The 12850-nt window shown below is 32.2% G+C and carries 16 protein-coding genes and 3 riboswitches; of the genes, 14 read left to right on the forward strand and 2 right to left on the reverse strand.

The window, feature by feature from the left end; translation table 11 throughout:
• Nucleotides 1-73 precede the first annotated feature (73 nt).
• Nucleotides 74-196 (reverse strand): hypothetical protein, encoded by a 123-nt coding sequence (locus ACWJKS_RS02245; RefSeq protein ID WP_258280580.1) that lies wholly within the window; start codon nt 194-196, stop codon nt 74-76.
• 280 nt (nt 197-476) lie between these two features.
• Here ACWJKS_RS02245 and ACWJKS_RS02250 point away from each other — a divergent pair, with 280 nt between their 5' ends.
• Nucleotides 477-680, forward strand: a complete 204-nt coding sequence (locus ACWJKS_RS02250; protein ID WP_220320442.1) for a hypothetical protein — start codon at nt 477-479, stop codon at nt 678-680.
• A 383-nt stretch (nt 681-1063) separates the two neighbouring features.
• On the opposite strand, the gene ACWJKS_RS02255 is transcribed toward ACWJKS_RS02250, so the two are convergent.
• A complete protein-coding gene (locus ACWJKS_RS02255; RefSeq protein ID WP_216303864.1) occupies nt 1064-1951 on the reverse strand; it encodes a LysR substrate-binding domain-containing protein in 888 nt (295 codons plus the stop codon).
• 122 nt (nt 1952-2073) lie between these two features.
• On the opposite strand from ACWJKS_RS02255, the gene ACWJKS_RS02260 reads away from it, so the two are divergent.
• The 13 genes from ACWJKS_RS02260 (at nt 2074) to ACWJKS_RS02320 (ending at nt 12565) form a co-directional block, all read left to right on the forward strand.
• Nucleotides 2074-3639, forward strand: coding sequence for a nitrite/sulfite reductase (locus ACWJKS_RS02260; protein WP_462961039.1), 1566 nt, complete (start codon nt 2074-2076; stop codon nt 3637-3639).
• Nucleotides 3640-3866: 227 nt separating this feature from the next.
• Nucleotides 3867-5042, forward strand: coding sequence for a class I SAM-dependent methyltransferase (locus tag ACWJKS_RS02265; protein WP_462961040.1), 1176 nt, complete (start codon nt 3867-3869; stop codon nt 5040-5042).
• Between the two features lie 68 nt (nt 5043-5110).
• Nucleotides 5111-5464, forward strand: a complete 354-nt coding sequence (locus ACWJKS_RS02270; protein WP_216303861.1) for a CidA/LrgA family protein — start codon at nt 5111-5113, stop codon at nt 5462-5464.
• The gene (locus ACWJKS_RS02275) at nt 5457-6161 is read left to right on the forward strand and encodes an LrgB family protein (RefSeq protein ID WP_462960337.1); all 705 of its coding nucleotides are present in this window, start codon (nt 5457-5459) and stop codon (nt 6159-6161) included. Before ACWJKS_RS02270 ends, ACWJKS_RS02275 begins: the two co-directional genes overlap by 8 nt.
• 84 nt (nt 6162-6245) lie before the next feature.
• Nucleotides 6246-6809, forward strand: a complete 564-nt coding sequence (locus ACWJKS_RS02280; RefSeq protein WP_462960338.1) for a hypothetical protein — start codon at nt 6246-6248, stop codon at nt 6807-6809.
• A gap of 176 nt (nt 6810-6985) precedes the next feature.
• Entirely contained in the window at nt 6986-7759 is a 774-nt protein-coding gene (sigG, locus tag ACWJKS_RS02285) for an RNA polymerase sporulation sigma factor SigG (protein ID WP_462960339.1), read from the forward strand.
• A 169-nt stretch (nt 7760-7928) separates the two neighbouring features.
• Nucleotides 7929-8102, forward strand: a riboswitch (cobalamin riboswitch).
• 376 nt (nt 8103-8478) lie between these two features.
• Nucleotides 8479-9327 carry a cobalt ECF transporter T component CbiQ gene (gene cbiQ / locus ACWJKS_RS02290; RefSeq protein ID WP_462961041.1) on the forward strand — a complete coding sequence of 283 codons (849 nt, stop codon included), beginning with the start codon at nt 8479-8481 and terminating at the stop codon, nt 9325-9327.
• Between the two features lie 12 nt (nt 9328-9339).
• Nucleotides 9340-10167, forward strand: a complete 828-nt coding sequence (locus ACWJKS_RS02295) for an energy-coupling factor ABC transporter ATP-binding protein (RefSeq protein ID WP_462954404.1) — start codon at nt 9340-9342, stop codon at nt 10165-10167.
• A 63-nt stretch (nt 10168-10230) separates the two neighbouring features.
• A complete protein-coding gene (locus ACWJKS_RS02300) occupies nt 10231-10983 on the forward strand; it encodes an energy-coupling factor ABC transporter permease (RefSeq protein WP_462954403.1) in 753 nt (250 codons plus the stop codon).
• The gene (locus ACWJKS_RS02305) at nt 10983-11306 is read left to right on the forward strand and encodes an energy-coupling factor ABC transporter substrate-binding protein (protein ID WP_462954402.1); all 324 of its coding nucleotides are present in this window, start codon (nt 10983-10985) and stop codon (nt 11304-11306) included. The genes ACWJKS_RS02300 and ACWJKS_RS02305 overlap by 1 nt, the downstream gene beginning before the upstream one ends.
• Nucleotides 11307-11346: 40 nt before the next feature.
• Nucleotides 11347-11535, forward strand: a riboswitch (cobalamin riboswitch).
• A 34-nt stretch (nt 11536-11569) separates the two neighbouring features.
• On the forward strand, nt 11570-11752 hold the full coding sequence (locus ACWJKS_RS02310) for a helix-turn-helix domain-containing protein (protein WP_216303854.1): 183 nt from the start codon (nt 11570-11572) through the stop codon (nt 11750-11752).
• Between the two features lie 45 nt (nt 11753-11797).
• On the forward strand, nt 11798-12337 hold the full coding sequence (locus tag ACWJKS_RS02315) for a cob(I)yrinic acid a,c-diamide adenosyltransferase (RefSeq protein WP_216303853.1): 540 nt from the start codon (nt 11798-11800) through the stop codon (nt 12335-12337).
• Between the two features lie 63 nt (nt 12338-12400).
• A complete protein-coding gene (locus ACWJKS_RS02320; protein WP_216303852.1) occupies nt 12401-12565 on the forward strand; it encodes a hypothetical protein in 165 nt (54 codons plus the stop codon).
• A riboswitch (cobalamin riboswitch) is annotated at nt 12556-12743 on the forward strand. It overlaps the preceding gene by 10 nt.
• Nucleotides 12744-12850 lie beyond the last annotated feature (107 nt).

Consider the following 12850-nt stretch of genomic DNA (forward strand, 5'->3'; position numbering starts at 1 on the left):
AGGTGGTTCAAATATTCTTGGGGTTAATTACAAGAATATTAATTTATAACGGTAGCGTTAGCATACCCTTGAGTTACATAGTTGTTATCACTATTTTAATCCCCACAAGTGCTAGAACTAAGGCGACAACACACAGAGTAATTAAAATAGAAGTATTTTCCGACATTTCAGACACATTTTCGTTTTCAGGTTTCATAATTATTTGTCTCCATTTCAGCAATTATTGGCCATGCTATAAATTTCAATCTAATACTGGTATGATGATAATTCTTATTATCTATATTTTGCATGTCTTGTTTTATACTATCGTTGTAGCAACCTATTCCTATACAAATTAATACTACTAAATAAGTATTGCATTTAAGTGTCAATATTGTTAACAATTTATAACCATAATATTATATCACAAAATGGGTAAACTATATAATGCATTGGATATGTGCAGTGTATTTTGTACATTAGAAGGGAGAATATTTATGAATAAAAATGATTTAGAAGAAATAAAAAAAATGAAAAAACAATCGGAATCAAATAAAGGTGTTAGTGGTGCGTCAAACGGCGATGTGACTAATATGTATAACATGCCTAACATGGCTAGTGGCCCTAGTGATGCTACTCCAGAAGAAAAGCAACAATTAAATGCACGTTCAGAAGCATCTAAAGGCACTACTGAAAAATAATTTTAAGGCAGGATAATCCTGCCTTAAAATTATTTTTCAGTATAGATTATAACATATGTCTATCAACACCATATCCGTACCTAAAGCAATTGACAACACTCGAACTTTTATCTGCAACAATAACATCCCATAAGTCTTCCGTATTTGTGCCTATAGCTCTTCCTGCAACTCCTGCACTATAACAAGAAGCAGTATTAATAAAATTCCATCCCAAATCAATAGGTTTATTATTATTATTATTATTATTATTATTATTATTATTATTAGTGTGAGTGTATCCATAGACATAACATAGTATTTTTCTTGGACCTTGGCTCGTGGAATTTATTTATAAAATAAAAGCACTTCTATTATTGATATGCTTGATTACTAATAATTAAGCATTACTTATTCATATGGCTACACTTTTCTAATTTCTCAACAAATAATGTTGCAATCCTGGATAGATTTTTTTCATGAACTAAATAAGAAAAAAATCTATTGTATTTTGTTTTGATAGGTATAATTTTAAGTTCATTGTTAATGGCAGCATCAGTTACTACTAAAGATGAGATAAAAGTTACACCTAGATTGTTTTTAACAGCTTCTTTAATGGAGTAGTTACTTCCGAGAATAATGAAGTTTTTTGGAGATATGCCTTCTGCATTTAAAAAGATATTTAGATATTCACCAGTGCCAGAACCCTCTTCTCTATGCATCCAAGTTTGATTTGACAAACAAGTTTTAAGTCCAATATTTTGGTCATAGGTAAAGGAATTTGGAGTTACAACAACCATTGTATCCTCATAAAAATTTTTGAAAGTATAGTCATGCACAGGGACGCTGCCTTCAGTTAAAGCAATATCAATATCATAGTTTTTAAATTTTTCATAAATATTATGGGTATTTTCAATAGCAACTTCTAGTTTTATGTTTGGAAACTCTTTAATAAACTCTCCTAGTATTGAGGGCAGTAAAAATTCACCTATAGTCATGCTTGCGCCAATCTTTAAAGTGCCAGAGGTGGAATTATGATAATTGTTAAGTTCTTCTTTTGTATCATCTATTAGGGAAATTATTTGTTTAGCTTTTTTGTACAACATTTCTCCAGTTTGTGTAATTAATATACTTCTCTGTTTATTTGATCTTTCTATTAGTCTTGTATTGAAGTGTTTTTCTAAAATTACAATATGTAAGCTTACGCTAGGCTGAGATATGTTGATGCTCTTTGCAGCCTTTGTGAAACTTTTCTTATCTACCACAGCAATAAAGGTTTTTAATTCCTCAATCAAAATTATCACCCTACCTATCAGAAATATTAATAAGTATTATATAAAACATGTATTATACTTATTGGTTAAAAAACAGTATACTATAGCCATAATAATGTTGCAATAGGAAAGGATTGATAATGATGAAAACTTTAAATAAAATTCTTCTTAGTGAAGTACTTCTTGGGGAAGTTGAGGATTTTAGAGCGCTTGGACATAAATTTTTAAATGGGGAAACAAGTAAAATGGACTTTAAAGGATCCTCGGGTGGTATGGGCGTGTATGCCGAGCGTAGTGGCAAGAAATTTATGATAAGATTTAGAATACCATCAGGGATAGCTTCTATAAAAGATCTTAAATTAATATATGATTTTACACAAAGATATAGATTAGATAGTATACATCTAACTACTCGTCAGGCGATACAACTACATGGAATTACTATTGATGAAGTTTGTGATTCCATGGAAGAAGGTATAAAGAAAGGTTTATACTCAAGGGGATCCGGCGGTAATTTCCCTAGAAATGTGTCAGTCTCACCGCTATCTGGAGTAGGGGAAAAAGATGTGTTTGATGTATCACCTTACGCAACAGCTGTAGGAGACCATTTTTTAAGTAAGGTATATACGTATAAACTCCCAAGAAAATTTAAAGTTGCATTTTCAAGTAATGAAAAGGATGAGGCACATGTAACTGCTACTGATTTAGGGTTTTTAGCGGTTAAAGAAAATGGCATAGAGTATTTTAAAGTGTATTTAGGTGGTGGAATGGGGAATAATTCAAAACTATCTGTGAAGAGAGAACAGTTGATTAAGCCAGAAGATATTTTATATCATGTTGAAGCAATAACAGATCTTTTTATTAATGAAGGCGACTACATTAACAAAGGAAGAGCTCGCATAAGATATATTATGGAAAGAATGGGCGAGGAGAAATTTGTAAACTGCTATAATAGTTATTTGGAAAAAGTTAAGACTAGAGAAAATTTAAAAATCAAGGTACAAACCAAAATCTACGACAAAGTTGGGATTGAAACATCGATGCGAAGTCCAAGACTATTTACTCAAAAACAAAAGGGATTATACAGTGTGTATGTGCATCCAATAGGCGGACAATTAAAAAGTGAGCATTTGAAACTAATAATAGATAAAATAGAAGTTATGAATGAAGTAGAGATAAGACTAGCTATGTCAGAGGGATTATACATTAGAAATTTGAATGGGAAAGAAGCTGAAATAATCCTTGAGCTAACAGGTAAAATGGGTGGAAATACTTCACTGGAATGTTCTATTGCTTGTATAGGAGTTCCTACTTGTCAGATGGGAATTTTAGAAACACAGCGTACTTTAAAGGATATACTAAGTTATTTTAAAGAAAATAATTTAACAAAAGATATACTGCCTCATGTTCATATATCAGGATGCCCTAATTCTTGTTCTGTACACGAAATAGTAACAATTGGGTTTTGCGGTAAAAAGAAAAAGGTCCAAGATGAGCTTATAAATGTATTCGAATTACATTTTGGGGGAGAGATTGGGATAGGTAAAACAAAGCTAGGTAAATATTATGGCGATATTAAGGAAGCAGAAGTACCAAAATTTTTATTCGAACTTGCAAGTGCTGCAATTAATGATAAAAAAGATTTCACTAGTTGGACTGAGCAAAATGTATATGAACTTAATGAAATTATAAACAAATATATAGTATAAGTATACAGTATAAGTATACAGTATAAGTATACAGTATAAGTAAGTAAATGAGAGTGTTTGATATCAATTAGATTATGATTATCGTTTACCAAGCACTAGTCTTCTACGGATTGCTTTTGACCTCTAGTTAAAAAAATGGTATACCTAAGAAGATTAGTTGTTATAATTGTGAAATAAATAACTAATTACTAGTAAACTATATTAATATAATTAGGGAGTGATAAATGTTGGTTACTGACAAACTGTTTTATAAAACTTTATTAAAAAATATGTTTTCTGATCCGTTTGAAATTAAATTTTGCGATGGGAGTGTAGCAAAATACGGCGAAGGTGAGTCTAAATTTAAAATTATTTTTAATGAGCCAATACCGAAAGGCGACATTATAGATAATCCTTCAATAGCCCTTGGAGAAGGATATATGTCTAAAAAAATAGACATAGAAGGTAATTTACAGTTTGTTATAGAATCCTTATATAATAACAAGGAAAGCTTTTTGAAGAATAGTGAAAAATACATGAAATTAATAAAGAAAATAAAAAGTAACATAAAGACAAATAAAGATAATATACAATTTCATTATGATATTGGTAATGACTTTTATAAATTATGGTTGGATGATACTATGACTTATTCCTGTGGATATTTTGAGCATGAAACAGATTCTTTAAATCAAGCTCAAGAAAATAAAGAGAATCATATTTTAAAAAAATTAAATTTAAAAGCAGGGCAAAGCTTGCTTGATATAGGTTGTGGATGGGGAGAACTTATAATTTTAGCAGCAAAACAATATAAAGTAAAGGCTATTGGAATTACCTTAAGTGAAGAACAACTTCAAAAGGCTAATGATAGAATAAAAGCAGAAGGGCTAGAAGATTTAGTTGAAGTTAGGCTTTCAGATTATAGAGAATTGAAGAACGTAAGTTTTGATAGGATCGTTAGTGTAGGAATGCTCGAGCATGTAGGAAAGGAAAATTTGTCTGAATATTTTCATGTAGTAAATAATCTATTAAAGGATAAAGGACTATCTCTACTTCATTGTATAACAGGAGTAAATGAAGGTGGTACAAATACATGGATAGATAAATATATCTTCCCAGGTGGATATATACCTGGAATTAAAAATATAATTACTGATATAGCAGAGCAGGAGTTTGAATTAATAGGTATAGAAAGCCTTAGGAGACATTATGGGAAAACGTTAGAATGTTGGTCACAAAACTTTGAGAAGGCGCTTCCTGAAATAGAAAAGAGTAAGGATGAAGCATTTATAAGAATGTGGAGATTATATTTAAATTCATGTGCTGCATCGTTTAATCGCGGTAATATCAATCTTCATCAGATATTGTTTGCTAAAGGTGTAAATAATGATTTGCCTTTGACAAGAGATTACATATATAAATAGGTAAGAATTTTATGCTTTAATAAGAAAATTACACAAATGACAACATTTTATAATAAGTAGGTGAAACAATGAAGTACTTAAGACAATTAATGATTATTTTGATTCCGTATATTATTGGAACTATATTGCAACTTATGTTTAAATTACCGATTCCGGGAGCGGTTATTGGACTTATTTTACTGTTTTTGGGGTTGCAAATAGGTATAGTTAAGGTTGAAATGATAGAAGAAGTTTGTGAGTTCCTTTTATCAAATATGTCTTTTTTCTTTATTCCTGCTGGAGTAGGTCTAATGACAGCATTTGGTGTGTTAAAAGGAAAATGGATACCATTTATCGTTATAGTTGTTCTTTCCACATGTTTAGTTTGGATTGTAACAGCACTCGTAGTTAAATTTTTAAGGAAAGGACGTTTATATGAATGATTTAATTACTTCACCAGTTTTTGGTGTAATAATATCCCTTATTGCTTATGAAATTGGGATTTACATAAAGAAGAAAGGCAGACTTTCAATTTTTAATCCACTTTTGATAGCCATTATTATATTAATATTTTTTTTGACAAAGCTACATATTAAATATGAAGACTACAATAACGGAGGTAAAATAATTTCATTTTTTTTATTTCCTGCCACAGTGGCATTAGCTTTGCCTATGTATAAGAAATTCTCTTTATTTAAAAAAAATGCTATACCAATACTTATAGGGATTTTGAGTGGTGCGATTTCTGGTATTGTATGTGTAGTATTCCTTTCGAAATTATTTGGAATTTCCGATGTACTTATTGAATCTTTAATACCTAAGTCTATAACAACACCTATAGGAATAGCATTGTCAAATCAGTTAGGGGGACTTTCCTCAATTACAGTTGTAGCTATAATAATGACAGGTGTTGTAGGCTCAATTGTCGGACCGTTTTTATATAAAATTTTAAAAGTTAATGATAAAGTTGCCTTAGGGATTGCTATGGGAGCATCTTCTCATGCGCTGGGAACAGCGAGGGCTATGGAAATAGGAGAAACTGAGGGAGCCATGAGTGGCATAACTATGGCTATTTCAGGAATTGTAGCTGTCCTTTTATATCCTCTTTTATGGAATATGTTTCTTGAAATTTTAAAATAATTTCTTGGAATACGCTATATTTTGGCTCCGATTAAATTAAGTTTATATATGTAGTGTATGTATTATTAAGGAGGTTTTTTCATTATGAAAAAAAATGAGATCAAAGGTCAACTAAATAAATTAATTGATTCAATAGACAATTTATTATCTGATGAAAAAGAGCAAAAACTAAGGAGTAAATTGGGAAAAGAAATAAGAAAATATATTTTTACAGATGAAATAGTTAAAAAACTTAATGAAAGTGATTTTTCAGGATTGGTTGAGCAAGAAGAAGAAATAGAGATGCTTTTTTCTATGATATTTCCTGTTTTCATTGAGAAAGATGATGTTTTCTTTAGGCTGTATAAGCATAAAATTGAAGTTGATTTATCAGATGAAATGAGTGATAGATATATTTACATATTTTCTGATGGGAGACTTATATCAGGTTTATTTGAATGTTTCAAGCTTTATGATGATGAATATATTTATGGAATAAAAAAAATAATAAATATTATTCCAAGGCTTAGAGAAACTGTAAAAGAGGAATTAGTAAACCTGGATAAAAGTGAAAAATTTAATAAACAAAAAATAGGTGATTTTAAGAATAGAGAAATAGTAGCTAAAAAGAATTTTAATGAATTAATAGATAGCTTAAATAAGTTTTAGTAATATGTAGGAATGTTATGGGCGGGATTAAAGAAATTGTGATGCAATTTTGATGAATCTATTATTAAGATTAAAATAAAAACACCCTTTCAGATGTTAAAGGTTGTCTGTAGTATAAAAAGCAAACCATAAGGACATAATTTAGAAGCAATTACTCTGAAGGGAATGATGACCTTATGGTATTCAATAAAGTAGAAATATGTGGTGTAGATACTTCAAAATTACCCGTACTAAAAGAAAAAGAAATGAAAGAGCTACTATTTAGGATACAAAATGGTGAGTATGAGTGTAGAGAAAAATTTATTAAAGGAAATTTAAGATTGGTTTTAAGTGTGATAAAGCACTTTAATAACCGAGGAGAAAACGTAGATGATTTATTTCAAGTAGGCTGTATTGGTTTAATGAAGTCCATTGATAATTTTGATCTAAGTCTAAATGTTAGATTTTCAACATATGCAGTTCCTATGATTATTGGGGAAATAAGAAGATATTTAAGAGATAATAACTCAATAAGAGTTAGTAGATCATTAAGGGATATTGCATATAAAGCATTACAAGTTAGGGACAGATTGGTGAATCAAGACAACAAAGAGCCTACTGTAGCTGAAATAGCAAAAGAATTAGAATTACCAAGGGAAGATGTAGTATTTGCTTTAGATGCTATACAAAATCCTGTATCTTTATTTGAACCAATTTATCACGCTGGTGGAGATGAAATTTATGTAATGGATCAAATAAGTGACACCAAAAATTTAGATGATAATTGGCTTGAAAATATATCGATTAAAGAGGCAATGAAAAAATTAAATGTTAGAGAAAAGTTAATCTTAAATTTAAGGTTCTTCGGTGGAAGAACTCAAATGGAAGTAGCAGGTGAAATAGGTATATCCCAAGCACAAGTTTCTAGACTGGAAAAAACTGCATTAAAGCACATGAGAAAGTACGTATAGGGTCCCCTAGTGGGTCCCTTTTTTTACTGTAGCATTTATTTGAGAATATAGTATAATGTATTATTTTGTGAAAACTTGAAAAATATTATCTTTTTACAACTAAAGTAGTTGATTTTTTGTAATAATAAGGCTACTATGTAATGAGTACATGTGTGAAAAAACTATAAAAATTAAATAATAAAATATAGGTTTAAATTAATTAAAAGGGAATCAGGTTAAAATCCTGAACTATCTCGTAGCTGTAATAGATGAATTTAAGTGCATTATGCCACTCGAAAACGGGGAAGGCGCGCTTAAATAATGATTCTTGAGTCAGAATACCTGCCCATATTTTCGCACTACAAACTCTACGAGTGATAGAGAGGGCTTTATAATGAAAATTTGTTTGTTGATTTTATATGATTAAGCATATTTTTGAATCGTTTCCTTCTAACGCTTTAGTTAGAAGGATTTTTGTTTTGTAGACAGGCCTATACTACGAATTGTCAAAACGAACCTAAACATCATTAGGCAGAATATCATCGTTTTCGCCGGGTGCTTCAATGCGATTATAGTTACATTATCTGGCCTTGCATTTTTAAATCAGATTGTAGGTGTAATTGTTTACTATGCTTCATCTATTTTTATTATTCTAAAATCTCCCAGAATGCTGCCATGGGGTGAAAATTCAAAGGAGATGTGAAATGGGAAAAATTATTATTTTATGTGCCATTTTTCTAATGGTGGGCTTTTTCTTAAAATGGAAAAAAAAGGATGGGACACATCATCATCACCATGTAACCGGACATAAACACGGCGAAGGGTTTTCAATTGATTTTTATGCTTATACTTCTAAAATCAGAGACTGGAATGCTACTTTTAAAGTATCTCTTTCTGTTTTGATATTGATTCTTTGTATTGTATTGGAAAACCCCTATGTGTCTGTTGTGGTCATTATTGCAATGGCCTATCTGACCATTGTAAAAGGAGAGCTTCCAGTAAACGAATACTTGTCAATACTGGCGATTCCAATCATCTTTATCCTCCTTGGCACTTTTACAATTGCTATTGATTTTTCAAAGCAGCCGATGGGGCAGTATAACTTGTATCTTGGCTTCTGCTATGTGTTTACTTCTCAGGCAAAGCTTAAGGAAGTGGCTTTTTTGATTCTGAAAGTTTTTGCAGCTATAAGTGCCCTACAAATGATGACACTGTCAACTCCATCCTCCGAGATTATATATGTGCTTCGAAAAGCACATGTTCCAAAGCTTATTGTAGAGCTGATGAACCTCATTTACCGTTATATTTTCATTTTAATGGATGTCTATACTAAAATGAAAAATTCCGCAGAATCTCGTCAGGGCTACTGTGATTTTAAGACTTCCTGCTATACATTTGGAAGCATTGCAAGCAATATGCTGGTTATTTCGCTTAAAAAGGCAAACGATTATTATGATGCCATGGAGGCCAGATGCTATGATGGGGATCTTATATTTTTGGAGGAAGATAAAAAGGTAGAGACAATACAGATTGCCTCTGCAGTAGTATTTATAATTTTTTTGATCCTGATATGGGGCGTTACAAGATAGAAAGGAGCTATTATGGGGAAATCAATATTAAAGGTCGAAGATCTATACTACGTCTACGGGAATGGAAAGTCTGCATTGGACGGTGTAAGCGTGGATATCTATGAAGGTGAGAAAATCGCTGTCATTGGTTCCAATGGATCCGGAAAATCTACATTTTTCTTGAATATAAACGGTGTATTTACACCTGAACAGGGAAAAATCATTTACCGGGGTACTGTCGTTAATAAAAAGAATTTAAAAGGACTTCGAAAAAATATCGGAATTGTATTTCAAGATGCGGACAATCAAATAATCGCATCTACAGTTAGGGCAGAAGTTGGATTCGGGCCGATGAATTTAAAGCTTCCAAAAGAGGAAGTACTAAAGCGAGTTGAGGAAGCACTGGCATACATGAACATATCAGATTTCAAGGATCGTCCGCCACACTATTTGAGTGGCGGTGAAAAGAAGCGCGTCACCATTGCGGGCATCATTGCTATGAAATCAGAAATCATTATCTTTGATGAACCGACTGCATCATTGGATCCTTTAAATGCACTGATACTAGAAGAAGTTTTGGCCAAGCTTGGTTCGGAGGGCAAGACAATGCTCATTTCCACCCATGATGTAGATTTCGCATATCGATGGGCGGAGCGAGTCCTTGTATTCTGTGAAGGGAAAATTATCGCAGATGGAACACCTTTAGAAATTTTCCAAAACACAGAAATTTTAAAACAGGCAAATTTAAAACAGCCAACAGTGCTTGAGATATATGAATTGCTTGTAGAAAAACATCTGCTGGAAGATACTAGTGCCTATCCGAAAAGTACGCAAGAATTCAAGGAAATGCTTGAAAGATAGTTGGGTTTTCTAGGCGTTTCAGCTTAGATTAATATAAATTAAAAACAATAGAGGAGGAAAAAAATGAATCAGAAAGAAAAGAAAATTATCTTTATTGCGATTGCTTTCGCATTAATTTTCGGGGTAGCCCCGGTAGCAAATGCAATGCACATCATGGAAGGATACCTTCCACCAAAATTCTGTATTATATGGGGTGTTATATGCGTTCCATTCTTAGTAGCAGGTTACTTATCAATTAAGAAAACATTGGCTAAGAACCGTAAATCCATCACTATTCTTGCTATGTCAGGTGCATTCATTTTTGTGCTTTCATCTTTAAAGATTCCGTCAGTAACAGGAAGTTGCTCACATATGACTGGTACCGGACTTGGTGCAATCCTATTCGGACCAATGGCAGTCAGCATCCTGGGGATTATTGTACTACTTTTTCAGTCAATTTTGCTTGCTCATGGCGGACTGACCACTCTTGGTGCTAATACGTTTTCTATGGCTATTGCAGGACCGCTTGTTACTTATGTAATCTACAAATTATGCCAGAAGCTCAAAGTCAATAAATATGTAGGTATTTTTCTGGCAGCATCAATCGGTGACTTATTAACCTATTGTGTAACAAGTTTTGAACTTGCACTTGCATATCCGTCTGCGAACGGCGGTATCGCAGCATCTGTAGTCAAGTTCCTTGCAGTATTTGCACCGACACAGCTTCCACTGGCAATTATCGAGGGTATTCTGACCGTTGTCATCATTATGGGTCTTGAAACATATGCAAAATCCGAATTAACAGAACTTGGATTCCTAAAGGGAGGCGAAAATTAATGGTAAAGACGAAAAAAAAGGTTTTCATTTTATTAATTATTGCTGCACTAATTGCCATTATACCATTATTCGCATTAAAGGGTGCTGAATTTGGTGGCTCAGATGATGCAGGAAGTAAAGTAGTTTCCGAGATTACAGGTACTGAGTATAAGCCTTGGTTTGAACCGGTTATGGAAACTTGGGTTGGTGGAGAATTACCAGGGGAAATTGAGAGTTTACTCTTTTGTCTACAGACAGGTATAGGAGTTGGTGTTCTATTCTTTTTCCTGGGAAGATTCGTAGAGAGAACTAAAAAAGAAAATCAGGGGAATAAAACTGAATAATGCTTTTTCATATAATTGGGATGAAAGTATCATTTATTGATTTAATATTATAATTATGGGTAATTAAAGTATTAATTGCTTTAGTTTAAAAGGGAAGACAGGTGGAAATCCTGCGCGGTCCCGCCGCTGTAAAAGAGGAGTCCTTATAAAAAATACCACTGGGAAACTGGGAAGGTTTTAAGGGCAATGAGACTTAAGCCAGAATACCTTTCTATAATTATACACAGTTAACTCTACGAGAGATAGGGAGGTGTTTTCAAAATATGGTGGTAAATGTAGAAAAGAGGTTCGAGTTGGTTAGCTATATGGCTGATATTGAAAAGGGAATTATTGAAAAAACACTGAATAAAAACGAAAACAATGTTAGCAAAACATCAAGAGAATTAAGTATTTCAAGACAAGATTTGCAATATAAAATAAAAAAATATAAGATAACCCTGAGATAATAAAGCATATGTATGCATATGCTAATAAAAGGAGAAATGAATATAATGGGGAAATTAAAAAACGGATATGTTCAAATTTATACGGGGAATGGCAAGGGGAAAACGACTGCAGCTGTAGGACTAGCTGTACGTGCAGCAGGAAATGGATATACTGTATTTATGGTACAGTTTTTGAAGGGAAGTAAAACTGGTGAAATTGAAAGTGCAAAAAAATTGGCTCCCTTTTTTAATATATTTAGGTTTGAGAAAAAAAGAGGTTTTTTTTGGACGTTAAATGCAGAGGAAAAAAATGAATTAAAAGAAGAAGTACAAAAGGGGTATGAATTTTGCAGGGAAGCATTAAAAGAAGAAAAATGCGACATACTTATCATGGATGAGGTAATGGGAGCGTTGAACAATCAACTAATAAGTGAAGAACAACTACTAGAATTAATGGAGAATAAACCTGGTAATATAGAATTGATTTTAACAGGGAGAGACGTACCTAAAGCTATAATAGATAAAGCAAACCTTGTAACTGAGATGAAGGATATTAAACATTATTTTAACGAAGGAATACCATCTAGAGAGGGTATAGAGTTTTGATTATAAACACCTCAAATTCTAAAATTAAGTTAATAATATTTAGAGTTTGAAGGGGGAATTATTATGAATATGTACAAAAACTTAGGCAAAGAATTTATTGTCAATATAACAGGAAATAGAGAAGCCGATATGGTTATTGTGGAAGAATTTAATAAAAACTCTGTTATAAATAAAGCTCAATTAAAAAAGGTTTTATGGAAGAGATTAAAAGAAAGTAATTTAATATAGCATATAAAGGTATGAGATGTTTTGCATTTCATTTAAAAGGGAACCAGGTGAAAAGCCTGAACGGTCCCGCCGCTGTAATGGTGAGAAGCTTTAAATTATACCACTGACAATTTTGTTGGGAAGGATTAAAGCGACTATGATCCAAAGTCAGAAGACCTGCCTTCATTAATACACCAAGAACGCTACGAGTGATAGGGGGTGTGACGCATATTTGTATGAAAATGCATTTTAAATTTTGCATTTTTTACAAATATGGTTGGTATTATTATCAAGCCCTTAGCATAA

Source organism: Clostridium sp. CM038, from assembly GCF_055081105.1.